This is a genomic window from Dyella sp. A6 (genome assembly GCF_036320485.1).
Taxonomy (GTDB): Bacteria; Pseudomonadota; Gammaproteobacteria; order Xanthomonadales; family Rhodanobacteraceae; genus Rhodanobacter_A; species Rhodanobacter_A aluminiiresistens.
In genome coordinates this window covers 524,984-548,413 of sequence record NZ_CP132911.1, presented here as the reverse complement: position 1 = coordinate 548,413, position 23,430 = coordinate 524,984, and the positions used below count along the sequence as shown (strand labels likewise).

General features: G+C 66.3%; 22 protein-coding genes. 15 read left to right on the top strand and 7 right to left on the bottom strand.

Features of this window, described 5'->3' with window-relative positions; translation table 11 throughout:
* The first annotated feature begins 46 nt into the window (after positions 1–46).
* From RA164_RS02210 to RA164_RS02165, 10 genes are all read left to right on the top strand, one after another.
* Positions 47–2,260: a protein-disulfide reductase DsbD family protein gene (locus tag RA164_RS02210; RefSeq protein ID WP_329742354.1), complete on the top strand. Its 2,214-nt coding sequence runs from the start codon at positions 47–49 to the stop codon at positions 2,258–2,260.
* A 1-nt stretch (position 2,261) separates the two neighbouring features.
* Complete coding sequence (locus tag RA164_RS02205; protein ID WP_329742353.1) at positions 2,262–2,810, top strand: TlpA family protein disulfide reductase; 549 nt, start codon at positions 2,262–2,264, stop codon at positions 2,808–2,810.
* Between the two features lie 147 nt (positions 2,811–2,957).
* Positions 2,958–3,398 (top strand): type II 3-dehydroquinate dehydratase, encoded by a 441-nt coding sequence (gene aroQ / locus RA164_RS02200; protein WP_329742352.1) that lies wholly within the window; start codon positions 2,958–2,960, stop codon positions 3,396–3,398.
* 56 nt (positions 3,399–3,454) lie between these two features.
* Entirely contained in the window at positions 3,455–3,916 is a 462-nt protein-coding gene (gene accB / locus RA164_RS02195; RefSeq protein WP_329742351.1) for an acetyl-CoA carboxylase biotin carboxyl carrier protein, read from the top strand.
* A gap of 2 nt (positions 3,917–3,918) precedes the next feature.
* Positions 3,919–5,292, top strand: a complete 1,374-nt coding sequence (gene accC / locus RA164_RS02190; RefSeq protein ID WP_329742350.1) for an acetyl-CoA carboxylase biotin carboxylase subunit — start codon at positions 3,919–3,921, stop codon at positions 5,290–5,292.
* A gap of 148 nt (positions 5,293–5,440) precedes the next feature.
* Positions 5,441–6,340 (top strand): 50S ribosomal protein L11 methyltransferase, encoded by a 900-nt coding sequence (gene prmA, locus RA164_RS02185; RefSeq protein WP_329742349.1) that lies wholly within the window; start codon positions 5,441–5,443, stop codon positions 6,338–6,340.
* Positions 6,341–6,508: 168 nt separating this feature from the next.
* Positions 6,509–7,267, top strand: coding sequence for a DUF3426 domain-containing protein (locus tag RA164_RS02180; protein ID WP_412731058.1), 759 nt, complete (start codon positions 6,509–6,511; stop codon positions 7,265–7,267).
* Positions 7,268–7,433: 166 nt separating this feature from the next.
* On the top strand, positions 7,434–7,721 hold the full coding sequence (locus RA164_RS02175) for a helix-turn-helix domain-containing protein (protein ID WP_329742347.1): 288 nt from the start codon (positions 7,434–7,436) through the stop codon (positions 7,719–7,721).
* A gap of 87 nt (positions 7,722–7,808) precedes the next feature.
* Positions 7,809–9,419, top strand: coding sequence for a bifunctional phosphoribosylaminoimidazolecarboxamide formyltransferase/IMP cyclohydrolase (gene purH, locus RA164_RS02170; RefSeq protein WP_329742346.1), 1,611 nt, complete (start codon positions 7,809–7,811; stop codon positions 9,417–9,419).
* Positions 9,420–9,444: 25 nt separating this feature from the next.
* Positions 9,445–10,122, top strand: a complete 678-nt coding sequence (locus tag RA164_RS02165) for a GNAT family N-acetyltransferase (RefSeq protein WP_329742345.1) — start codon at positions 9,445–9,447, stop codon at positions 10,120–10,122.
* 10 nt (positions 10,123–10,132) lie between these two features.
* Here RA164_RS02165 and RA164_RS02160 read toward each other — a convergent pair whose 3' ends face one another.
* Positions 10,133–11,134: a bile acid:sodium symporter family protein gene (locus RA164_RS02160; RefSeq protein ID WP_329742344.1), complete on the bottom strand. Its 1,002-nt coding sequence runs from the start codon at positions 11,132–11,134 to the stop codon at positions 10,133–10,135.
* A gap of 241 nt (positions 11,135–11,375) precedes the next feature.
* Between RA164_RS02160 and RA164_RS02155 the strand changes: the two genes are divergently transcribed.
* Positions 11,376–12,086, top strand: a complete 711-nt coding sequence (locus RA164_RS02155) for a glutathione S-transferase (protein ID WP_329742343.1) — start codon at positions 11,376–11,378, stop codon at positions 12,084–12,086.
* 4 nt (positions 12,087–12,090) lie between these two features.
* Here RA164_RS02155 and RA164_RS02150 read toward each other — a convergent pair whose 3' ends face one another.
* Together RA164_RS02150 and RA164_RS02145 are read right to left on the bottom strand one after the other, a co-directional pair.
* Positions 12,091–12,516 (bottom strand): EamA family transporter, encoded by a 426-nt coding sequence (locus RA164_RS02150; protein WP_329742342.1) that lies wholly within the window; start codon positions 12,514–12,516, stop codon positions 12,091–12,093.
* A 10-nt stretch (positions 12,517–12,526) separates the two neighbouring features.
* Positions 12,527–13,045 carry a DUF2782 domain-containing protein gene (locus tag RA164_RS02145; RefSeq protein ID WP_329742341.1) on the bottom strand — a complete coding sequence of 173 codons (519 nt, stop codon included), beginning with the start codon at positions 13,043–13,045 and terminating at the stop codon, positions 12,527–12,529.
* 81 nt (positions 13,046–13,126) lie between these two features.
* Here RA164_RS02145 and polA point away from each other — a divergent pair, with 81 nt between their 5' ends.
* The 3 genes from polA to uvrD all read left to right on the top strand — a co-directional run bounded on the left by polA (position 13,127) and on the right by uvrD (position 18,711).
* On the top strand, positions 13,127–15,874 hold the full coding sequence (gene polA, locus RA164_RS02140; RefSeq protein WP_329742340.1) for a DNA polymerase I: 2,748 nt from the start codon (positions 13,127–13,129) through the stop codon (positions 15,872–15,874).
* A gap of 340 nt (positions 15,875–16,214) precedes the next feature.
* A complete protein-coding gene (locus RA164_RS02135) occupies positions 16,215–16,433 on the top strand; it encodes a hypothetical protein (RefSeq protein ID WP_329742339.1) in 219 nt (72 codons plus the stop codon).
* 73 nt (positions 16,434–16,506) lie between these two features.
* Positions 16,507–18,711, top strand: a complete 2,205-nt coding sequence (gene uvrD, locus RA164_RS02130) for a DNA helicase II (protein WP_329742338.1) — start codon at positions 16,507–16,509, stop codon at positions 18,709–18,711.
* Between the two features lie 27 nt (positions 18,712–18,738).
* Here uvrD and RA164_RS02125 read toward each other — a convergent pair whose 3' ends face one another.
* Positions 18,739–20,778 (bottom strand): S9 family peptidase, encoded by a 2,040-nt coding sequence (locus RA164_RS02125; RefSeq protein ID WP_329742337.1) that lies wholly within the window; start codon positions 20,776–20,778, stop codon positions 18,739–18,741.
* A 192-nt stretch (positions 20,779–20,970) separates the two neighbouring features.
* Between RA164_RS02125 and RA164_RS02120 the strand changes: the two genes are divergently transcribed.
* Positions 20,971–22,079 (top strand): IS3 family transposase gene (locus tag RA164_RS02120; protein WP_329741600.1). Its coding sequence is split into 2 segments (ribosomal slippage): positions 20,971–21,232 and positions 21,232–22,079, totalling 1,110 coding nucleotides; the frame shifts between segments, so codons are not numbered across the junction.
* 143 nt (positions 22,080–22,222) lie between these two features.
* Here RA164_RS02120 and RA164_RS02115 read toward each other — a convergent pair.
* From RA164_RS02115 to RA164_RS02105, 3 genes are all read right to left on the bottom strand, one after another.
* The gene (locus tag RA164_RS02115; RefSeq protein ID WP_329742336.1) at positions 22,223–22,468 is read right to left on the bottom strand and encodes a GlsB/YeaQ/YmgE family stress response membrane protein; all 246 of its coding nucleotides are present in this window, start codon (positions 22,466–22,468) and stop codon (positions 22,223–22,225) included.
* A gap of 282 nt (positions 22,469–22,750) precedes the next feature.
* The gene (locus tag RA164_RS02110; RefSeq protein WP_329742335.1) at positions 22,751–23,065 is read right to left on the bottom strand and encodes a hypothetical protein; all 315 of its coding nucleotides are present in this window, start codon (positions 23,063–23,065) and stop codon (positions 22,751–22,753) included.
* Positions 23,066–23,119: 54 nt separating this feature from the next.
* On the bottom strand, positions 23,120–23,416 hold the full coding sequence (locus RA164_RS02105) for a toxin-antitoxin system YwqK family antitoxin (protein WP_329742334.1): 297 nt from the start codon (positions 23,414–23,416) through the stop codon (positions 23,120–23,122).
* Between the last annotated feature and the right edge of the window lie 14 nt (positions 23,417–23,430).

The following is a 23,430-nucleotide window of genomic DNA, read 5'->3' as shown; positions in this document are numbered from 1 at the left end:
CTGGGCGATAATCCAGGTCTTATCCCAAGAACATGCTGGAGTCGCAATGCGCCGGATTTTCCACGGCCGCTGGGCCAGATCGCTGCTGTTGCTGACTGCTCTGCTGGGCTCCGTTCTGCTGGGTTCATCGGCCGCCCTCGCACAGAGCGACAACATCCTGCCGGTCACCCAGGCCTACAAGCTCAGCGCCGATGCGTCCGCGCCGGGCGTGCTGAAGCTGCACTGGGTCATCGCACCGCACTACTACCTCTATCGGGGCCGCATGAAGTTCACCGCCGGCCCCGGGGTGACCCTGGGCGTGGCGCAGTTACCGGCCGGCGACAAGCATGTGGACCCCTATCTAGGGCCGGTGGAGACCTATCATCACAGCGTCGACGCCACCATTCCGTATACGGTAGCGCCCGGCACGACCCGGCTGCGCCTGAGCGTGCAGTTCCAGGGCTGCCATGAGGTAGAACCGAAGATCTGCTATCCGCCGCATACCGAACAGCTGGACCTGCCCTTGCCGGCCGCCGCACCCGTTACCAGTCCCGATGCCGGCGGGGCGCCGGGCAACAACCCGCTCAGCGCGGCACTGGGTCGCCTGAACGGCGCATCGCCGGGCCCCAGCGAGGGACGCCCACTGCCCGCCGCGCAGGCGTTCCAGTTCAGTGCCGTCGCGCAGGACCCACACCACCTGCTGCTGCAGTGGACGATGCCGAAGGACTACTACGTCTACCAGAACCACATCAGCCTGCAGTTGCTGAATGCCGGCAACCTGCGCCTGGGCGCACCGGCCTGGCCTGCTGGCGGCGTGACGCACCAGGATGCCCAGTACGGCAATGTCACGGTGTATTTCGGGCAACTGGAACTGCCGGTGCCGGTCGAGGGCGACACCACCGGCCATCGCAGACTGACCCTGCAGGCCAGCTTCCTGGGCTGCCAGGACGGCGGTGTGTGTTACCCGCGAATGACCCGCACGGTGACGGTGGACCTCACCAGCGGCGCCATCGCCCAAGGCGTGGCGACGCCTCCAGTGGCCGGGCATCCGACCGCGGCGACCGGCGCGAGCGTGACCACTACGGCGGGTCCCGGCCTGATCGCCGCGCTTCTGCTGGCTCTGGGCGGTGGACTGATCCTCAACCTGATGCCCTGCGTCCTGCCGGTGCTGTCGATCAAGGCGGTGTCGGTCATCGAAAGCGGCGAAAGCCCCGCGCGACGCCGACGCCACGCCCTGCTGTACACAGCGGGCGTGCTGGCCAGCTTCATCGTGCTGGGACTGGTCGTGATCATGCTCAAGGCCGCATGGGGGACACAGCTGCAACACGCCATGGTGGTGGCAGTGCTGGCCCTGGTCATGCTGACGTCGGGCCTGTGGCTTTCCGGCGTGGTGCAGTTCGGCAGTTCGCTGGGCAATGTGGGCAGCTCGCTGGCCAATCAGCCAGGCTGGCGTGGCGACTTCTTCGTGGGCGTGCTTGCCGTAGTCGTTGCCAGCCCATGCACCGGCCCGCTGATGGGGCCGGCACTGGGCTATGCGCTGACTGCGCCACCGGCACTGGCCCTGCTGGTCTTCGTGGCGCTGGGCCTTGGACTGGCATCGCCGTTCCTGTTGATCGGCTTTGTACCCGCGCTGGCCCGGCTGTTGCCCAGGCCGGGCGCGTGGATGGAGACGCTCAAGCAGTTTCTCGCCTTCCCGATGTACCTGGCCGCCGTCTGGCTTGCCTGGGTGCTGGCCAACCAGCGCGGCGCCAACGCCGTGGGCCTGCTGCTGGTCGCGGCAGTCATGCTGGCGATGAGCTTGTGGTGGTTCGAGAAAAGCCGCCATCGCAGCATCGGCAACCGTGCATGGGTGCTGGTCTTCGCATTGCTCACGGTCGTGCCGCTTTACGCGCTCGCCCGCCTGCCTGCCCGTGCCGGCACGCATGCCACGGAAAGTGCCGACGTGATGCCGTACAACGCGCAGAAACTGGCGGCACTGCGCGCGGCCGGCACCCCGGTGTTCGTGGATATGTCGGCCGACTGGTGCATCACCTGCCAGGCCAACGAGCACGCCGTACTGGACACCGATACGTTCCGCGCCCTGCTCAAGCGCACCGGCACGGTCTACATGAAGGGCGACTGGACCAACGAGGACCCCGCCATCACCAAGTTCCTGAAGCACTACCATTCGCCGGGTGTGCCCCTGTACGTGATCTTCCCGCGGGGAGGCGGCAAGGGACAGCTGCTGCCGACGGTGCTGACCGCGGACCGGGTCGAACAAGCGTTGACGGCGGGCCACTGAGATGTTCACCCGCTCGACCTGGCTGATCCTCGCCCTCGCTGCACTGGCCGCCGCCGCGGGCGCCTGGCTCCAGCACGAAAGCCGGCTGGCGCGTGTGCCGGCCGGCGTCCATGTGACCGCGATCGGCGAGCAGGCACCCGACATGGCACTGCTGGACACAGCCGGTCATGGACACCGTCTGTCGGACTTCCGCGGCCACCGCGTACTGATTAACTTCTGGGCCACCTGGTGCGGCCCCTGCCTCGACGAGATGGCGGCACTGACGAAAGCGCAGTCCAGCCAGGGCAGGCAGGGCGCACGCATCATCGGCATCGCGATGGACGACCCGGGCCGCGTGCGCGCGTTCCTGGCCGCCCACCCGGTGAACTATCCGGTGCTGATCGGTCAGCTCGCCTCGCCCAGTACCTCGCTGCGCTTCGGCGACACGGACAGGGTCCTGCCGTACAGTGTGCTGCTGGGCGCCGACGGTCGCGTTCTGGCCATCCATCGCGGCCCGCTGGACGCCACGCAGTTGCACGCATGGCTGTCGCCGGCGCGCGACACGCACTGAAGGAAACGGCTCAACATACGTCGCCGCACGTTTTAACGTGCAGTTCTCCTTCAAACATCGCCGAACTCCATCGAACTGGACAATACACACAAGTGCGAGCACACTGCGCGCGTTCCCGAGTCCTGGGCGCCGCTTCAAGGTTATCGCGTGGCGAAGCTCCTGGTCCTGCACGGACCCAACCTCAATCTGCTGGGCGTGCGCGAGCCGGATATCTACGGCCGCGACACACTCGCCGACATCAATGCGCGGCTCGCCGAGCACGCACAGGCGTCGGGCCATGAACTGCTGTGGTTCCAGTCCAACGCCGAGCATGAGCTGATCGGCCGCGTGCACCAGGCGCGCGACGAGCAGGTCGCGATGATCCTGTGCAACGCCGGCGCCCTGACGCATACCAGCATCGCACTGCGCGACGCACTGGCCGGCGTGGCGATCCCGTTCATCGAAGTGCACCTTTCCAACGTGTTCGCACGCGAGCCGTTCCGGCATCACTCCCACCTGTCCGACCTCGCCGTCGGCGTGGTATGCGGCTTCGGCAGCGACAGTTATCTGCTGGCCCTGGACGCGGCCCTGCGCCGCCTGTCCGCCTGACATTACCTTTCCAGCCGCTGCGGCGGCATCCGTGACTCAACAAGAAGGCCGATCCGATGGATTTGCGCAAGATCAAGAAACTCATCGACCTGCTCGAGGAATCGAACCTCGCCGAACTGGAAATCAAGGAAGGCGAGGAAGTGGTTCGCCTGTCGCGCGTGCCCAAGGGTGGCGTGACGATGGCCGCCCCGGCGCCGGTCGCCGTGGCCGCCGCACCAGTCGCGCCGGCTGCCGCTCCTGCCGCAGCCCCCGTTACCGAGGCCGCCGCCGACGCACTGCCGGCCGGCCACGTGGTGAAGGCGCCGATGGTCGGCACTTTCTACGGCTCGGCCACCCCCGGCGCAGCCGCCTTCGTCAAGGTCGGCCAGCAGGTCAAACAGGGTGAAACGCTGGGCATCATCGAAGCGATGAAGATGTTCAACCAGATCGAGGCCGACGTCTCCGGTACCGTGCAGGCCATCCTGGTCGAGAACGGCCAGCCGGTGGAATTCGACGAGCCCATGTTCGTGATCGCCTGACCATGCCCAAGCTCGAGAAAGTCCTCATCGCCAACCGCGGCGAAATCGCCCTGCGGGTGCTGCGCGCCTGTCACAGTCTGGGTATCAAGACCGTGGCGGTGCACTCCACCGCAGACCGCAACCTCAAGCACGTGGGCCTTGCCGACGAGTCGATCTGCATCGGCCCGGGCCCGTCGGCCGACAGCTACCTGAACATCCCGCGCATCATCGCCGCAGCCGAGATCACCGACGCCAACGCGATCCACCCCGGCTACGGCTTCCTGTCCGAGCGCGCCGACTTCGCCGAGCAGGTGGAAGAGTCCGGCTTCATCTTCATCGGCCCCACCGCCGACGTGATCCGCCTGATGGGCGACAAGGTCGAGGCGATCAAGGCGATGAAGGCCGCCGGCGTGCCCTGCGTCCCCGGCTCCGGCGGACCGCTGGGCGAAGACATCGAGGAAAACCTGCGCATCGCGCGCGAGATCGGCTACCCGGTGATCATCAAGGCCGCCGGCGGTGGCGGTGGCCGCGGCATGCGCGTGGTGCGCACCGAGGCGCACCTGGGCAACTCCATCGTGATGACCAAGCAGGAGGCCAAGGCGGCCTTCGGCAACGACGTGGTCTACATGGAAAAATTCCTGGAGAACCCGCGTCACGTGGAAATCCAGGTGCTGGCCGACGGCCAGGGCAACGCGATCCACCTTGGCGAACGCGACTGCTCGATGCAGCGACGTCACCAGAAGGTGGTCGAGGAAGCGCCCGCGCCCGGCATCACGCCGGAACTACGCGCCCAGATCGGCAAGGTCTGCGTCGAGGCCTGCCTGCGCATCGGTTACCGCGGCGCCGGCACATTCGAGTTCCTGTTCGAGAACGGCCGCTTCTACTTCATCGAGATGAACACGCGCATCCAGGTCGAGCACCCGGTGACCGAGTTCATCACCGGCATCGACCTGGTCCGCGAACAGCTGCTGATCGCCGGCGGCGAAAAGCTATCGATCCGGCAGGAAGACGTCCGCATCAACGGTCACGCCATCGAGTGCCGCATCAACGCCGAGGACCCGGACACCTTCCTGCCCTGCCCCGGCACGGTGAAGCGTTTCGAGCCGCCGGGCGGCCCCGGCGTGCGCGTGGACACCCACCTGTACGACGGCTACCGCATCCCGCCGAACTACGACTCGATGATCGGCAAGCTGATCGTGTACGGACCGGACCGCGCCACCGCGATAGCGCGCATGCGCCTGGCACTGGCCGAGACGGTGATCGAAGGCGTGAAGTGCAATATCCCGCTGCAGCAGCGCATCATGGCCGACGTAGGCTTCCAGCAGGGTGGCCAGAACATCCATTACCTGGAAAAGCGCATGGCCGAGCAGAAGGAACACAAGCACAGCGGCGAGTAGGCGTAGCGGAGGCGCGAGGGAAGCGAAGCGAGGAGTGAGCGAGGGCCCGCGCTAACGGCCCGCTCATGTAATCGACCGCCCCGCGCTCCATCCCGAAACCAACCGCCTTCCTCCCACTCCTCACTTCTTTTTCCTCACCTAGCGCTCCATGCCCTTTCTCGAACTCACCCTGACCGTCCGCGCCGAACAACAGCCCCGTACCGAAGAGGCGCTGGACGATATCGGCGCGCTGTCGATCACGCTTCGCGACGCCGACGCCGAAACGCCCGACGAGCAGGCGATCTTCGAGCCGGGCGTGGGCGAACTGCCGCTGTGGCCGACGATCACGCTCAGTGCGCTGTTCGATGCCGACATCGATCGTCGCGGGCTGATGGAGACACTCGGCGAACTGCTGCCCTGGCTGGAGCCCGACCAGCTCGGCCTGCAGGAGGTCGCCGACGAGGACTGGGAACGTGCCTGGATGGACCAGTTCAAACCGATGTCGTTCGGTCGGCGCCTGTGGATCTACCCCTGGAACATCGAGCCGCCGGCCGATGATGACGCGGTGGTGGTGCGCCTCGATCCCGGCCTCGCTTTCGGCAGCGGCACGCATCCGACCACGGCACTGTGCCTGGAATGGCTGGACAGCCTCGAGCTGACCGGCAAGTCGGTGATCGACTACGGCTGCGGTTCCGGCATCCTCGCCATCGCCGCACTCAAGCTCGGCGCCGACCGCGCCGTGGGCGTGGACAACGATCCGCAGGCCCTGACCGCATCCGCCGACAACGCCGAACGCAACGGTGTGGCCGGCAGGCTCACCCTGTTCCTGCCCGAAGACCATGTAGTGGAACCGGCCGAGGTATTCGTCGCCAACATCCTGGCCGGGCCGCTGGGCGAGCTCGCCCCGACCTTCGCCGCCGCCGCGAAAGCCGGCGCACCGTTCGCGATCTCCGGCATCCTGGACAGCCAGCAGGACGAACTGCTGCAGCGCTACGCCGCATGGTTCGACGAACTGAAGGTGGATACGCGCGAGGACTGGGTCCGCATCAGCGGTCGCCGGCGCGGCTGAGTACCCTTGTCCGGGCGCATTCGTCCAGCCCCTCATCATGTCACCAGCGCCCGCCGGAGTCTTCCGGCACGACGCCGCGCGCACAGTCGCATCGTCTGCTCCTGCTAAGCTTGCCGCGGTTCGGTCGACAAGCTCTGCATGTACACGCAATGCCCTGAATGTCTCTCCGTGTTTTCGCTGGATGCGCACACGCTTGCGCAGGCGCACGGCTATGTCATGTGCGGACATTGCAGCGCCGGCTTCGACAGCCTGGCCACGCTGACCGAACAGCTTCCACCCGAACCCTTCCAGGAACTGCCTGCCAACGAGCCGGCGTTCACGCCGCCGCAGCTGGACCTCGCCGTGTACCGGCCGCACCAGGACGAACCGGAGCCGTCCCTCGCCGAACCGCTCGCGGAACTGGACGAATTCGCGCAGCTCGTCGTCACGCCGCGCTTCGCGCGCAGCCGCGAGCCGGGGCCCCGGCACTGGCCATGGGTACTGACCTGCCTGGTGTTGACGCTGCTGCTGGCGGCCCAGCTTGGCTGGGCCTGCCGCGACGTGCTGATCGCCAATCCGGTGACCGGCCACTGGCTGCGTTCGACCTGCACCGTACTCGACTGCAGGCTGCCGCTGGTCCGCGATGCCAGCAAGCTGCAATTGCTCGCACGCGACGTGCAGACCCACCCGACCGTGCCCGACGCACTGCTCATCAGCGCGACCGTGCGCAACGACGCGGACTTCGCGCAGCCCTGGCCGGTCGTCGGCATCACCCTCTACGACCTCAATGGCAAGGCCATCGCCATGCGCCGCCTGGGACCGTCCGAATACCTGGGCGATCCCGCCGCGCAACGGCGCGGCCTGGGACCGGACGCCACCACCGCGCTGGTGTTCGAAGTGGACGACCCGGGCAAGCGCGCGGTGACCTTTTCGCTTGATTTCGAATAGGCAACATCCGTTTTTCGCTTACGCCGCACTTAAATTTGTCGTCACGCACGGGTACACTCAACGACCCGCGCGCTTGTCAGGCGCGGAGCCTATCCGCCGTCATGCACGGCAAAACCATAACCAAGGCGACGGCCGATGCAGCCGTTGCGTGAGCTCGTGAGGGGACATGTCCGTGAACGCCGTCAGACTGCCTGCCAACGGGGCGAACAGGGAAGCCTCGACGCAGAGCGCGCTGAGCGAATGCGTCAGCCGCACCGTGCAACGCTACCTGAGCGATATCGGTGACGCGGACTTCGGCGAGGGCCTGCATGCCCTGGTGATCCGCGAGGTCGAGGGACCCCTGCTGCGCGAAGTATTGGCGTTCCACGACGGCAACCAGAGCCGTGCCGCCGCCGCGCTCGGCATCAACCGCGCCACCCTGCGCAAGAAGCTCACTGCGCACGGCCTGCTGTAACCCTTCTGCATTTAGCCATCCAAACGCCAGGGCGCCCGGGTGCCGATCCGGCTATAATGTGCGGCTTTCCCGCTCCGGAAGCCTGCCATGACCACTCCCGCCGTCACGCCCATCCGCCGTGCGCTGCTCAGCGTCTCGGACAAGAACGGACTGATCGAACTCGGCCAGCGCCTTGAAAAGGCGGGTGTGGAACTGCTCTCCACCGGCGGCACCGCACGCGCCCTGCGCGAAGCCGGCATTGCCGTGAAGGACGTCAGCGACGTCACCGGCTTCCCCGAAATCATGGACGGCCGGGTCAAGACGCTGCACCCGAAAGTGCACGGCGCCCTGCTCGGCCGTCGCGGTACCGACGATGCGGTGATGGCCGAACTCGGCATCGCGCCGATCGACCTGCTGGTGCTCAACCTGTACCCGTTCGAAGCGACAGTGGCCAAGCCCGACTGCACGCTGGAAGACGCCATCGAGAACATCGATATCGGCGGCCCGGCCATGCTGCGTTCGGCGGCCAAGAACTGGAACGACGTCGGCGTGCTCACCGATCCGGCACAGTACGGCGAGGCGATCGCAGAGATCGAACAGCAGGGCGGCCTGAGCCGCGCCACCCGCTTCAAGCTGTCGGTCGCAGCGTTCAACAACGTGGCCAACTACGACGGTGCGATCAGCGACTTTCTCTCCGGCGTGCAGCTCGACGAATCGCACACGGCAATCAGCGGTCACGATGCGTTCCCGGCCCAGGTCAACAGCCGTTTCATCAAGCTGATGGACCTGCGCTACGGCGAGAACCCGCACCAGAGCGCCGCCTTCTATCGCGACCTGTATCCCGCCGCCGGCACGCTGGCCACGTTCAAGCAGCTGCAGGGCAAGGAGCTGTCGTTCAACAACATCGCCGACGCCGACGCCGCGTGGGAATGCGTGCGCAGCTTCAGCAAACCGGCCTGCGTGATCGTCAAGCACGCCAACCCGTGCGGCGTGGCGGTGAGCCTGGACGGCATCGGCAAGGCCTACGACCTGGCCCACCAGACCGATCCAACCTCGGCCTTCGGCGGCATCATCGCGTTCAACCGCGAGTGCGACGGCACCACTGCCGCCGCCATCGTGGCGCGCCAGTTCGTCGAAGTGGTGCTGGCTCCGTCCTACAGCGACGACGCGCTGAAGGCCTTCGCCAAGAAAGGCAACGTGCGCGTGCTGGAGATCCCGGTACCGCCGGGCACCGACCTGGTCGCCGCACACCCGGGCAACAACTCCAAGCGCGTCGGCTCGGGCCTGCTGATCCAGACCGCCGATACCGGCATGGTGCAGGCCGCCGACCTCAAGGTGGTCACCAAGGTCGCGCCGACGCCGCAGCAGATCGATGACCTGATCTTCGCCTGGAAGGTGGCCAAGTTCGTCAAGTCCAACGCCATCGTCTACGCGAAGAACCGCCAGACCATCGGCATCGGCGCCGGCCAGATGAGCCGCGTGTACAGCGCGAAGATCGCCGGTATCAAGGCGGCCGACGAGAAGCTGGAAGTACGTGGTTCGGTAATGGCGTCCGACGCCTTCTTCCCGTTCCGCGACGGTATCGATGCCGCGGCCGCCGCCGGCATCAGCGCGGTGATCCAGCCGGGTGGCTCGATGCGCGACGCGGAAGTCATCGCCGCGGCCGACGAGCACGGCATGGCGATGGTGTTCACCGGCATGCGCCACTTCCGCCACTGAGCCAGCGCGTCCGCCGGACCGTCGCATGCATCCGCTCGACCGACCCGTCTGGTCCAGCCTGACGACCGCGCACCATGCGCTGTCGCTGGGCAACGCGCTGGCCCGACGCTACGCCAGCGACGTCAATCTGTTTGCCTCGGCATGCGACGACAGCACCGAGGCGTTGGCTGCGCTGGCCGCCCTGGTCGATCCCGGCCAGCAGGTGTACCAGCTGCAGGTGCCGGCCATCGCGATACCGCCTGCACTGGTTGCGACGAAGCAAGCCTGGGGCGTGCAGATGGTGGCCACTGCCCCGCTCGCGCCCGCAGCAGACACGTCCGGCATGGTGCTGCTGGGCGACACCGATGCCTCCGAGATGCTGGCACTGGCACGACTCACCCAGCCCGGCCCGTTTCTGGCGCACACGCATCGCATGGGCCAGTTCACCGGCATCCGCATCGATGGCCGCCTCGCCGCCATGGCGGGCGAGCGTTTCCGCTTCCCCGGCTGGACCGAGGTCAGCGGCGTCTGCACCCATCCGGATTTCCGCGGGCGCGGCCTGGCACGACGCCTGTCGCAGCATGTCGCCGCCGGGATTGCCACACGCGGCGACACCGCCTTCCTGCATGCCTGGCGCGACAACACGGCGGCGATACGTCTCTACGAGAGCCTGGGCTTCGCGTGGCGCAGCGACGTGCATGTGGCCGTGCTGGCCCGCGCCTGACCCTGCGCCATCAGCCCGCCTCGTTGCCCACGGTGGTCGCTGTCGGCAGCTGCCCATCGCGGGCATAGCGCCTGGCCAGCACGGCACAGACCATCAGCTGGATCTGATGGAACAGCATCAGCGGCAGCACGATCGCCCCGATTGCCGGTCCGGCGAACAACACCTTGGCCATCGGAATGCCACTGGCCAGACTCTTCTTCGAGCCGCAGAACACGATGGTGATTTCGTCTTCGCGCCGGAAGCCCAGCGCGCGTGCGCCGTAGCGCGTGACCAGCAGCGCCAACGCCAGCAATACCGCATCGACCAGCAGCAGGCCACCCAGCACCGGCAGCGGCGTGGACTGCCACAGGCCTTCCAGCACCGCGGCACTGAACGCGGTATAGACCACCAGCAGGATCGAGCCCCGATCGACCAGACCGACCAGGGTGCGGTGCCGCTGCACCCAGCCGCCGATCCAGCGCTGCGCCACCTGTCCGGCCACGAACGGCACCAACAGCTGCAGCACGATGTCGCCCACCGCATCCCACGAGAAACCGCCCTGCCCGTGTGCCTCCAGCATCAGCCCCACCAGCAGGGGCGTGATGAAGATGCCGAGCAGGCTCGACGCCGAGGCCGCACACACCGCGGCCGACACATTGCCGCGCGCGATCGACGTGAACGCGATCGACGACTGCACCGTCGACGGCACACAGCACAGGAACAGCACACCGAGATAGATGTCCGGCGTCACCAGTGGTTGCAGTAGCGGCTTCAGCACCAGCCCGAACAGCGGAAAAAGCACGAACGTGCTGGCCAGCACGCACATGTGCAGACGCCAGTGGGTCAGTCCGGCCAGCGCGGCGGAACGCGACAGCTTCGCGCCATGCAGGAAGAACAGCAGCGCGATTGCCACGTCGGTCAGTGCGCCGAACGCCCTCGCTGCCAAGCCATGGCAGGGCAGCACGCTGGCCAGTGCGACGGTGGTCAACAGGGCGCCGATGAACGGATCGGGCAGGAAGCGACGCAACGACATGGGACGGATGCCATTCACACGGATGGCTGAAACACACGGGCTTACATTGCAGCGTCCGCGCACGGATTAATCAAATCGTTTTTGTCGTGCCTGTTGATACGATTTCCGTATAAGCGCAAACCGGTGTCCTATCGCTTCGCCGTTGCCGCGGCATAACAGCTCCGGGCACCCGCGGCACACGCTCACGCCACGTTGAATGCCACCGCCCTAGCCTGTCGGCGATCGATTGGAAGGCGAAAGCATGCGCTACGAACTCTATTACTGGCCCGGCATCCAGGGGCGCGGCGAATTCGTGCGACTGGCACTGGAAGACGCCGGCGCCGATTACCTGGATGTCGCACGCGAACGCGGCGACGAAGCGATCATGCCGTGGTTTCAGGGCGAATATAGCGGCCTGCCGCCTTTCGCCCCGCCCTTCCTCAAGGCCGGTCGTACCGTGCTGGCGCAGACGGCACTGATCTTAGCCTGGCTCGGTCCCCGTCTGGGCCTGCTGCCCGAAGGCGCCACCGCCCGGCTGCAGGCACAGCAACTGCAGCTGACCATCAGCGACCTGGTCGTCGAGATCCACGACACCCACCATCCGATCGCTGCCAGCCTCTACTACCAGGACCAGCTCGAGGCCGCCCGGCAACGCGCAGCGGATTTTCGCCGTCTACGCCTGCCGAAGTTCCTCGGTTACTTCGAAGGCGTGCTGGCGCGTGGCGATGGCCAGCATGCTCTGGCGCAGCATTCGTACGTGGACCTGTCGTTGTTCCAGCTGGTTACCGGCCTGCACTACGCCTTCCCGCGCGTCATGCAGAGGCTGCAACCACAGTTGCCGCAACTGCATGCACTGGCCCGGCGCGTGTCGGAACGTCCACGCATCGCTGCCTACCTGGCTTCACCACGGCGCATTGCGTTCAACGAAAACGGTATTTTCCGGCATTACGCGGCACTGGATACGCGCCGCTGACGCGTCAGAACAGCGCGATCACCATGGCTCCGGCCAGGATCAGCCCGCCGCCGACCAGCACCGGTACGCTGGGCCGCTCGCCCAGGAAAACCAGGCCGAACGCGATGACCAGCGCCACGCTCAGCTTGTCGATCGGCGCCACCTTGCTGACCGGACCCAGCTGCAGCGCACGGTAGTAGCACAGCCACGACAGGCCGGTGGCGACTCCCGACAGCACCAGGAACAGCCAGTTGTGCCACGGCACCGCATCGGGCTTGGCCCAGTCGCCGCGCAGGCTGACGATCGCCGCCACCACCACGAGGATCACGATGGTGCGAATGAAGGTGGCCAGGTTGGCGTTCATGCCCGCCACGCCCAGCTTGCCGAACAAAGCTGTCAGCGCGGCGAAGAAGGCCGAACCGAGGGCAAACAGCAACCAGCCGCTGCGCACGCGGGCCGCCTCAGTTGCCGTCCGAGGACGATGCCTCGGCGGGCTTGCTCTTGCCCCACTTGAGGATCGTGTACATCACCGGCTGCACCGGCGGCGCACCGTTCTGCGCATGCAGGCGCCCCTGCGGATCGACCATGTAGGTCTGCGGGATGCCATGCTTGGGGCGTACCACGACCATGTAGACGCGACCGTTCTGGCGGTACTCCTCCACCGTGTTGTCGCCCTGCTGCTTCACGTCGATATCCGGCGGCGGCGGCAGATTGGCATCGGACGCCTTGGTCTGGCCGGGCATCCTGGGCATCGGAATCGGCTTGCTCGGATAGCTGCTGGGGGTGGGCTCGGCCGGCGAGGTCATCGGCTTGGCCGGCGCCGGCGATGACGCGACCGGCGTGGGATCGACGCCGGGATCGTTCATGCCGGGCGGCGGCGGCGCCGGGCTGAACGTCGGCTTGGTGGTGGACGTCGACTGGGCGAAGGCCGGCAGGGCGGCGAAAGCGGCTAGAGCGAACAGACAGGCGACAGGCTTCATGGCGACGACCTCGGAAAGGAATGTCAGCATACCAGCGCCGGCTGCACCGTCCCGTGAATCCGGCCATGCGAGAATGAGACCATGGCCAAGCTCATTCTCATCGACGGTTCGTCGTATCTCTATCGTGCCTTCCACGCGCTGCCCCCGCTGACCAACGCCCAGGGCGAGCCCACCGGCGCGCTGTTCGGCGTGGTCAACATGCTGCGTGCCACGCTGAAGGCAAGGCCCGACTACGTCGCCTTCGTCAGCGACGCCTCCGGCCCCACCTTCCGCGATGCCATGTACGACCAGTACAAGGCCAACCGCCCGCCAATGCCGGACGACCTGCGCGCACAGGTCGAGCCGATGCTGGCGATCGTGGCGGCGCTGGGCTTTCCGATCCTGCGCGAACCGGGGGTGGAGGCGGACGACGTGATCGGCACCCTGGCACTGCAGGCCAACGCCCAGGGCATCGAGGTGGAGATATCCACCGGCGACAAGGACATGGCGCAGCTGGTGCGCCCCGGGGTCAGCCTGATCAACACGATGACCAGCACCACCATGGACGGCGCCGCGGTGCAGGAAAAATTCGGCGTGCCGCCGGAGCGCATCATCGACTTCCTCGCGCTGACCGGCGACAACATCGACAACGTGCCGGGCGTGCACAAATGCGGCCCCAAGACCGCCGCCAAGTGGCTGGCCGAATACGACACGCTGGACGGCGTGATGGCGCATGCCGACAAGATCGGCGGCAAGATCGGCGAGTACCTGCGCGAAGCGCTGCCGCAACTGCCGCTGTCACGCGCCCTGGTCACCATCAAGACCGACGTGCCGCTGGACCTGGGCCCCGCTGACCTCGCGCTGCGCGACGCCGACACCGCCGCGCTGCGCACGCTGTACGAACGTTACGATTTCAAGGCTGCGCTGAAGGATCTGGATGGTGGTTCCAGCGGCAACGGGCCGGCCGCGAGCGCCCTCTCCGCATCGAACGACAGCACGACCACGGCAACCGCCGCGCCAGCCGTCGACGCCAGCCTGTCCGCCCCCGGCAGCTACGAACTGGTCACCAGCCAGCCGCAGCTCGATGCATGGCTGGACACGCTGCGCTCCGCACCGCTGATCGCCTTCGACACCGAGACCACCGGGCTCGACCCGATGCGCGCCGACATCGTCGGACTCAGCCTGTCGGTGGAACCGGGGCGGGCCTGCTATATCCCGCTGGCGCACGACTACCCCGGCGCGCCCGCGCAGCTCGACCGCGCCGCCGTCCTGGCCGCGCTGAAACCGGTGCTGGAAGATCCCGACTGTCCCAAGCTCGGACAGCATGCGAAGTACGACATGAACATCCTGTCGCACTACGACATCGTCGTGCAGGGACTGCGGCACGACAGCATGCTGGAATCCTACGTGTGGAACGCCACCGCTACGCGCCACGACATGGATTCGCTTGCGCAGAAGTATCTCGGCTACGAAACGGTGAAGTACGAACAGGTGGCCGGCAAGGGCGCGAAGCAGATCCCGTTCTCGCAGGTCGACCTGGACACCGCCTGCCGCTACGCCGCCGAGGACGCCGACGTCACCCTGCGCTTGCACCACGCGCTGTGGCCGAAGCTGGAAAGCGTGCCCAGCCTGCGCAAGGTGTATGAGGACATCGAGATTCCGCTGGTGCCGGTGCTGGCCCAAATGGAACAGCGCGGTGTGCTGATCGACGTGTCCGAGCTACGGCGGCAGAGCCAGCAGCTCGGCAAGCGCATGCTCGAACTGCAGCAGCAGGCCCACGTCGAAGCCGGCCATGAATTCAACCTCGACTCGCCCAAGCAGCTACAGGCGATCCTGTTCGACGAACTGGGCCTGCCGGCCAAGCTGAAGACGCCCAAGGGCCAACCCTCGACCAACGAGGAGGCGCTGGAGGCGATCGCCGACGACCACCCGCTGCCAAGGCTGATCCTCGACTACCGCGGGCTGGCCAAGCTGCGCTCGACCTACACCGACAAGCTGGCCGACATCGTCAACCCGCGCACCGGCCGCGTGCACACCAGCTACCACCAGGGTGCGGTGGCCACCGGGCGCATTTCATCGTCCGACCCGAACCTGCAGAACATCCCGGTGCGGACCGAGGAGGGCCGGCGCATCCGCCAGGCCTTCATCGCCCCCGAGGGCTGGCTGGTGATGGCAGCCGACTATTCGCAGATCGAGCTGCGCATCATGGCGCACCTGTCCGGCGACGAAGGCCTGCTCAAGGCCTTCCATGAGGGCGGCGACGTGCACCGTGCCACCGCCGCCGAAGTCTTCGGCGTCACGCCGGAAGAAGTCACACCGAACCAGCGCCGGGCCGCCAAGGCGATCAACTTCGGCCTGATGTACGGCATGAGCGCGTTCGGGCTGGCCCGCCAGCTCGGCGTGGACCGCGGCGAAGCCAGCGACTACATGGCCCGCTACTTCGCCCGCTACCCCGGCGTGCACGCCTTCATGGAGGCCACCCGCGCGCAGGCGCACCGCGACGGCTACGTGGAAACCCTGTTCGGCCGGCGGCTCTACCTGGACAACTTGAATGCCCGCAACCAGGCCCTGCGCGCCGGTGCCGAGCGCGCGGCGGTGAATGCGCCGATGCAGGGCACCGCCGCCGACATCATCAAGCGCGCGATGATCGCCGTGGATGCCTGGCTGAAGCCGCGCGACGATGCCCACATGCTGATGCAGGTGCACGACGAACTGGTGTTCGAGGTCCGCACAGACGCACTGGAAACAGTGCGCGAGGCGGTGCGCGAGCACATGCAGGGCGCCGCACAGCTGGCCGTCCCACTGCTGGTCGAGGTAGGCGTGGGCGCCAACTGGGACGAGGCGCACTGACCGGCCGACACGGGAAGACCCGGCCCAATGGTTAGGATTTTGTAACGCTGAACGGTGGCCAAATCCGTGGCGGTGATCTGCAACTTTCCTCCATCCGCACGTTCCAATCCTTCGGATGCACGCAACGGCATCCGCCGGGCTCTCGCATTGCTGAGTAGCCATCCGGAACGGACCTCTCCCCTGGGTTCCGTTCCCCGGCCCCGAGGACTACCCCCTAAGTCCTCGGGGCTTTTTTTGTCCGCGAATCGGCGATGACACTGCGCCGGCAAAGCTGCGTGACTGTGCGTACACAGCGACAGCCTGCATACTTCGGGGCCACACCCATCCGTAGGAGCACTGCATGCGCGCTGGACTGATCATCGTCGGCCTCGTCCTGCTGGCGGCCGGCCTCTGGGTCGTGCTGGGCCACGGCAGCTATCAGCAGACCGACACCCTGGTACAGATCGGCTCGGCCAAGCTCACCGCCACCCACGACAAGGCCATCCCGCACTGGGCCGGCATCGCCGGCATCGTGGCCGGGATCGTGCTGACCCTCGGCGGCATTCTGAAGAAGCACTGATCCGGTCGCATCGCCGCCCCGGAACCGCCGCAGCGGCGGCGGTTCCGCATCGGGCCCGGCTACAATCGGTGCAATGGATGTCTCGCACCTGATCGACACGCTCAACGACGCGCAGCGCGAAGCCGTCTGCGCCCCGCCCGGCCACTACCTCGTCCTCGCTGGCGCCGGCTCCGGCAAGACCAGCGTACTGACCCGCCGCATCGGCTGGCTCACCCAGGTCGAGCACATACCGCCGTGGGCGATCCTCGCCGTCACCTTCACCAACAAGGCCGCCGGCGAAATGCGCGCGCGGCTGGACTCGCTGATCCCCGGCCACACCCAGGGGCTGACCGTGGGCACCTTCCACGGCATCGCGCACCGCCTGCTGCGCCGGCACTGGCATGAGGCGGGTCTGCCGGAGGGCTTCCAGATCCTGGACGCCGACGACCAGCAACGGCTGGTCAAGCGGGTGGTGGCCGGACTGGGACTGGACGAGTCCCGCTTTCCCCCGCGTCAGGCCACCTGGACCATCAACGGCTGGAAGGACGAGGGCAAGCGCCCCGACGCCATCGAGCACCGCGACCACCCGGTCACCCGCACGCTTGTGCAGATCTACCGCGCCTACGAAGACGCCTGCCGGCGCGCCGGCCTGGTCGACTTCGCCGAGCTGCTGCTGCGCGCCCACGAGCTGTGGCTGAAGCATCCCGCCGTGCTGGAGCATTACCAGCAGCGCTGGCGACATCTGCTGATCGACGAGTTCCAGGACACCAACGCGCTGCAATACGCCTGGGTGCGCGTGCTGGCCGGCGCCAGCGGCACGGTCTTCGCGGTCGGCGACGACGACCAGTCGATCTACGGCTGGCGTGGCGCGCGGGTGGAGAACATGCAGCAGTTCCTGAAGGACTTCCCCGGCGCCAGGACGATCAAGCTGGAGCAGAACTACCGCTCCACCGCTACCATTCTGAAGGCTGCCAACAGCGTGATCGCACGCAATGGCGGACGCCTCGGCAAGGACCTGTGGACCGCCGGCGACGACGGCGAGCGCATCGCGCTGTACGCGGCCTACAACGAGCAGGACGAAGCTCGTTTCGTGGTCGAGCGCATCCGCGAATACGTCCGCGAACAGGGCGATGCACGCGACTGCGCCATCCTCTACCGCTCCAACGCGCAATCACGCAATTTCGAGGAACAGCTCAGCCAGCACGGCATCAAGTACCGCGTCTATGGCGGTCAGCGCTTCTTCGAGCGCGCCGAGATCAAGGATGCCCTGGCGTACCTGCGGCTGGTCGCCAACCGCCACGACGACGCAGCCTTCGAGCGCGCGGTGAACACGCCGCCACGCGGCATCGGCGACCGTACCCTGGACGTGCTGCGCCGGCGCGCCCGCAGCGACAACACCTCGATGTGGGAGGCCGTGCTGGGCGAGCTCGCCGGCGCCGGCGAACTGGCCGGCCGGGCGAAGAACGCGGTGAAGGCGTTCCTGGCGCTGATCGAGCAAATGGCACGGGACTTCGGGGCCGCATCGGACGATGCGTCGGCCCGCCTGTCCCTGGCCGAGCAGATCGACCATGTCGTCAACCACACCGGCCTGCGCGACATCCACGAGCGCGACACCCGCGGCAACGGCGACGCACGAGTGGAAAACCTCGACGAACTGGTCAACGTGGCCAGCCGCTTCGAGCCCACTGCCGAGGACCTGGAAGCCGGTCTCGACGAGCTGTCCGCGTTCCTCTCGCATGCCGCACTGGAAGCGGGCGAAGGCCAGGGCGAAGCCTGGGACGACTGCGTGCAGCTGATGACTCTGCACTCGGCCAAGGGCCTGGAGTTTCCGCTGGTGTTCCTGGTCGGCCTGGAAGAAGGCCTGTTCCCCAGCCAGCGCTCGGTGGAAGACGAGGGCCGGCTGGAAGAGGAACGGCGGCTTGCCTACGTCGGCATTACCCGTGCCCGTGCGCGGCTGGTGCTGAGCTATGCCGAATCGCGCCGCATGCACGGCACCGAAATGCTGTCGCGGCCGTCGCGCTTCCTCGGCGAAATACCCGCCGAACTGGTCGACGAGGTGCGCCCACGGGTGCAGGTCAGCCGTCCGCTGTACAGCGGACGCGGCTCCACCGGCGGCACATCGTCATGGCAGGAGGAGCCGCCGGTGAAGCTGGGACAGCGGGTCAACCATCCCAGCTTCGGCGAGGGCGTGGTCACCGCCGCCGAAGGCAGCGGTGCACATGCGCGCCTGCAGGTGAACTTCGCCGAGGCCGGCAGCAAATGGCTGGTCGCCGCCTACGCCAACCTCACCCCGCTCTGAGCGATTCGAAGTGCGGCGACGCGGGCCTCAGCCCGCCTTGCCCTGCATCTTCGCCACTACCCACTTCTCGATCGCGCCGTAGTACAGCTCGCGGTGCACCGGGTCCTGCGGCGAGTGGTGGCCACCGGGAAGGCCGATGAACTCCACCGGCACGTGGCGGCTGCTCAGCGCGTGGTACAGCGCGAACGACTCGGTGATCGGCACCGTGGTGTCGGCGGTGCCGGACAGGATCAGCGTGGGCGTGGTGATCTGCCCGGCGTAGGTGATCGGCGAACCGCTGCGGTACAGCGCCGCACTCTTCGGGTCCCACGGAGTGCCGCCCAGCGAATCGCGCGTCCAGGCCAGATTGCCCTCGCCGGACAGCTCGTATTCCTCGGTCCAGTCCAGCGCACCATCGGCCACCACCGCGCAACGCCAGAAATGGTGATGCCCGATCAGCCATGCCGTCATGTAGCCGCCGTAGGAGTGACCCACCGCGGCGATGCGAGAACTATCCACGAGGCCCTGCTTTTCGAGCATCGTGATGCCCGAGATGACGTCGCTGTCGGGCCCGTTGCCCGGATCGCGATAGATCGCATGCTCGTGCGCGCTGCCCAGGTTGTCGCTGCCGCGGTAGTTGGGTTCGAACACCACGAAACCCTTGGCGGCGAACAGGTCGCGCAGCGGGCCGATCTCGCCGGTATCGAAATCCGCCGAGGATGCCGCTTCCGGACCACCATGGCTGTACACCACCAACGGGTAGTGCCGACCGGCCACATAACCGTTCGGATAGGTCAGCAGGCCGTCGTCGGGCTGGCCGTCCGGCGCTTTCCAGCGCACTTCCACGGTGCGCGGATAGGCATAGGCGGCGAAGGCATGGTTGATCGCGGTCAGCCGTTGCGGGCGACTGCCCAGGCCGTCCATCAGATACAGCTCCGGCGCCGTGGTGGCGTTGTCCGCCACCACCGCCAGCTTGCCTTGCGAAGACACCGCCACCGCCAGCGGGTTGAGCCCGCCCATCGCCAGCGCATGTCCCTTGCCGTGCAGCGGCTGCACATACAGCGAGCTGCCGGCATGGTCGTCGGCGATGCCGACCAGGCCACGCGCATCGGGCAGCCAGGCGAAGCCCGGGTAGAAGTTGCGGTCCAGGTCGATACTGACATCGCGCGCCTTGCCGCCGGTGGGCGTAGCGACCAGCAGGTCCATGTCGCTGATCGGTCCCGGACCCTGCGGATACAGGTAGGCCAGCGTATCGCCCCTGGGCGCGGTGACCGGCGCATATTCGTAGCTGGTCCGACCGGTGACCAGGTGCTCAGCACCGGTGGCGACGTTCACCGCGGCGATCGAGGTCCGGTCCGAATCGCTGTCGTGATCGTCGACCTGGCGGGTATAGACGATCCAGCGCCCGTCCGCGGTCCATGCCGGCGCGGTGACGCCACCGCCGAACGGCGGTGGGTTCTCCAGCACGCTGGTGCTGCCGTGGGTCAGCTGGCGCGCCTGGCCGCTGGCCAGCGACAGCAGCCAGATATGCGAGGCGACCGGCGGCGCGGTGATCTGGTAGTCGTCGTCATGGATGGTGAAAAGATCATGGTGACTGGCGCGATCGCTGGCCGACAGCGGCGAATTGTCCGGCGTGACATAGGCGATGGTGTGGCCGTCCGGGCTCCACGCAAACTGCTGCACGCCGTTCGGCGCCTTGCCGAGTTCGGTCGGCTTGCCGCCACGGGCAGGCACGCTGTACAGCTCGTCCTTGCCATCGCCGGCCTTGGCGATGAACGCCAGCGTTCGGCCGTCCGGCGACCAGCGCGGCTGGTGCAGGTCCTGCATGCCGCTGACCAGCACCCGCGAGACGGCACCGGCCTTCGCATCCATCACGCGCAAGCTGGCGTCGTAGCGGTCGTGGGCGAAATCGGAAGTGACCGTCAGAAAGGCCAGCTGCTGCCCATCGGGCGAGAACTCCAGCGATCCCATGCGGACCAGCTGACGGTAGTCGTGCAGCTGGATCGGCGCTGCGGCCGCGTGGATCGCCGGCGCCATCAGCGCGGACAGGGCAACAGGCAGGCAGGCGATAGCAAGACGACGCTTCATGGAATCCTCCGGCAGGGGTGGCGGCCCGGGCGCGCGTACGCATCGCCCGGGCGATCGACTTTTCATGGTACGCCAAGCGCGCAGCCAGTAGCTGCCCCACACGGATCGATACGCGCGCTTGTCGACTCCCCGTAATCTTGATCCAGGCATAACTGGAGGTCTCCGGGCAAACTAGCCCCAAGGAGACCGAAGATGCGCAAGAGCAAGTTCACCGAAAGTCAGATCGTCGCGACGCTGAAGCAGGTCGAAGGCGGTCGGCAGGTCAAAGATGTGTGCCGCGAGTTGGGCATATCGGACGCCACGTACTACGTGTGGAAGTCCAAGTATGGCGGGATGGAAGCGTCCGACATACAGCGGCTGCGCGACGTCGAGGCGGAGCACGCCAAGCTCAAGCGGATGTATGCCGAGCTGGCGATGGAGAACCACGCGCTGAAGGATCTGATTGCAAAAAAGTTGTAGACCCGGCGCACAAGCGCCCGCTGCTGACGTGGTTGATGAATCACTACGGCTGGAGCGAGCGCCGGGCTTGTTCGGCGATGGGCTTGTCGCGATCAACGGCGCGTTACCGCCGCCGACCGGATCGGGACGAGGAAGTGATTGCGCTGCTCGCTGAACTGGCGGAACGGTTTCCAGAGCGTGGCTTCGGCAAGCTGTTTCAGCTGATTCGACGCCGCGGTCTGGTGTGGAACCACAAGAGGGTGTGGCGCGTGTATTGCCGGATGCAACTCAATCGCCGCCGACGCGGCAAGAAGCGTGTACCGAACCGGCATCCGATGCCCTTGGTGGCTGGCGAGCAGATCAACGCTAGTTGGTCGATCGACTTCATGTCCGACGCCCTGTGGGATGGGCGGCGCTTCCGGACGTTCAACGTGATTGACGACTTCAGTCGCGAAGCACTGGCCATCGAGGTCGACCTCAACCTGCCCGCCACGCGTGTCATCCGCACGCTGGAGCGGATTGCGGCCTGGCGCGGCTATCCGGCCAAGCTTCGCCTGGACAACGGGCCGGAATTCATCGCACTGGCGCTGGCCGAATGGGCCGAGCGCAAAGGCATCACTCTGGACTTCATCGAGCCCGGCAGGCCCATGCAAAACGGCTTCATCGAGCGTTTCAACGGCAGCTTCCGCCGTGGCGTGCTCGACATGTACATCTTCCGCACGCTCACCGAAGTACGTGAGCACGCGGAACGGTGGCTGGCCGACTACAACAACGAGACTCCCCACGACAGCCTCGACGGGCTCACGCCCGTCGAATTCCGACTTCAGAACGACCCGGCAACCTCTAATTTAGCTTGGCACTGATTTACGGGGAGTCGACACGCTCACCGCAAAAGGAAACGCCCCGACAGGCGGGGCGTGTCGACTGGTGCCATCCACACAGTCGCCAACGAGTGACTGCGATAACGGATGCCCGGGCTCGTTCGATACCCGGGCTTGTTTGCTACCTAGGCTCGTTTGATCAGCCGCACCACCCACAACAGGATCACGGCACCGATGACGGCGGTGATGATCGAGCCGATCCAGCCACTGCCGAGATGGATGCCCAACAGGCCGAACACCCAGCCGCCGATGAAGGCACCGACGATACCCACCACGATATCCACGAGCAGGCCGAAGCCGCCGCCCTTGACCAGTACGCCGGCCAGCCAGCCGGCGATGGCACCAACCACGATCCACGCAATGAAGCCCATGACGCCGTCCTCCTGTCAGTCGACAATCCCAACGGAATTACCGTGCAACCACCACACCGTGCATCCAGCCCATCCTGCTTGTGCTCCTGCATGCCGGCCCGAGGTGCCCCCTGCGAGCAGTCCCGAGCCAGCCAGCGTCGAGTGTGCATCCCGGCACGCTCACTGGACATCGGAAATTTCCGACCTCCGGTGATCGATCGCAGCAGCGCGCCTTCAACCCGCCGGACATCACTGACTTAGGAGGCGCGCGTCAACATGTCCGCTTGGATGAGTTGTCAGGCCTCACTGTCGCTCCCACAACTCTTGCCAGGCGGCAGAAATCGTAGCCTGAAGTCTGTCTTTGTTGGGACCCACGGAGACCCGATATTTGAGCAATCTTCCGCTACTCCAGAGAGCTGCAAAGCTGACTTCCAACTTTGCATCGTTCCAGCTGACATCGTAAATCTCTGGCAATTCACCGTCAGTGACGTCGATCGCCGTAACGGACAACTCCGCACCTACAATCGAGAACGTGAACTCCGTGTCAGAGAACCCATCGCAGTGTTTCCAGGTGCCTGCGATACGAGCATTGTTACCAAGGTTCACGACATTCTTCATGTGGTGCCTAATGCTGGAGCTAAACGGTACGCGTCAGCGCGCGTGGATGAGTAGTCAGGCTACGCCAAAGTCATGCTGTGACAAGACGTTGCCCGATGTGTCGTACCAGAAATAAACACCAACCTTACGCCCACTTGCGTATGCGCCGCGCTCCTTAGGCTTGCCGTTGCTCCACCAGCTTTCATAACTTCCGTGAAGCTGACCCTCATGAAAGTGTGCGCGTTGGGTCAGGATGCCTGGTTGAGCCCAGGTTTCTTCTAGCCCGTGCGGCAAACCACACTTGAGTTCCAAGCGGTAAAGCAGTTCGCCTGTGCTATGGAAAAGCTCCTTTACTTTGTTTTGGTCTGCCATGGCGACCTAACGCT

Excerpts from the sequence above, each read along its gene's own strand:
- accC (WP_329742350.1), top strand. The coding sequence starts at position 3,919 with ATGCCCAAGCTCGAGAAAGTCCTCATCGCCAACCGCGGCGAAATCGCC.
- prmA (WP_329742349.1), top strand. The coding sequence starts at position 5,441 with ATGCCCTTTCTCGAACTCACCCTGACCGTCCGCGCCGAACAACAGCCC.
- RA164_RS02125 (WP_329742337.1), bottom strand. The coding sequence starts at position 20,778 with ATGAAGCGTCGTCTTGCTATCGCCTGCCTGCCTGTTGCCCTGTCCGCG.
- polA (WP_329742340.1), top strand. The coding sequence starts at position 13,127 with ATGGCCAAGCTCATTCTCATCGACGGTTCGTCGTATCTCTATCGTGCC.
- RA164_RS02145 (WP_329742341.1), bottom strand. The coding sequence starts at position 13,045 with ATGAAGCCTGTCGCCTGTCTGTTCGCTCTAGCCGCTTTCGCCGCCCTG.
- uvrD (WP_329742338.1), top strand. The coding sequence starts at position 16,507 with ATGGATGTCTCGCACCTGATCGACACGCTCAACGACGCGCAGCGCGAA.
- purH (WP_329742346.1), top strand. The coding sequence starts at position 7,809 with ATGACCACTCCCGCCGTCACGCCCATCCGCCGTGCGCTGCTCAGCGTC.
- RA164_RS02135 (WP_329742339.1), top strand. The coding sequence starts at position 16,215 with ATGCGCGCTGGACTGATCATCGTCGGCCTCGTCCTGCTGGCGGCCGGC.
- RA164_RS02160 (WP_329742344.1), bottom strand. The coding sequence starts at position 11,134 with ATGTCGTTGCGTCGCTTCCTGCCCGATCCGTTCATCGGCGCCCTGTTG.
- RA164_RS02155 (WP_329742343.1), top strand. The coding sequence starts at position 11,376 with ATGCGCTACGAACTCTATTACTGGCCCGGCATCCAGGGGCGCGGCGAA.
- RA164_RS02115 (WP_329742336.1), bottom strand. The coding sequence starts at position 22,468 with ATGGGCTTCATTGCGTGGATCGTGGTTGGTGCCATCGCCGGCTGGCTG.
- RA164_RS02165 (WP_329742345.1), top strand. The coding sequence starts at position 9,445 with ATGCATCCGCTCGACCGACCCGTCTGGTCCAGCCTGACGACCGCGCAC.
- accB (WP_329742351.1), top strand. The coding sequence starts at position 3,455 with ATGGATTTGCGCAAGATCAAGAAACTCATCGACCTGCTCGAGGAATCG.
- RA164_RS02110 (WP_329742335.1), bottom strand. The coding sequence starts at position 23,065 with ATGAAGAATGTCGTGAACCTTGGTAACAATGCTCGTATCGCAGGCACC.
- RA164_RS02105 (WP_329742334.1), bottom strand. The coding sequence starts at position 23,416 with ATGGCAGACCAAAACAAAGTAAAGGAGCTTTTCCATAGCACAGGCGAA.
- RA164_RS02175 (WP_329742347.1), top strand. The coding sequence starts at position 7,434 with ATGTCCGTGAACGCCGTCAGACTGCCTGCCAACGGGGCGAACAGGGAA.
- RA164_RS02205 (WP_329742353.1), top strand. The coding sequence starts at position 2,262 with ATGTTCACCCGCTCGACCTGGCTGATCCTCGCCCTCGCTGCACTGGCC.
- RA164_RS02210 (WP_329742354.1), top strand. The coding sequence starts at position 47 with ATGCGCCGGATTTTCCACGGCCGCTGGGCCAGATCGCTGCTGTTGCTG.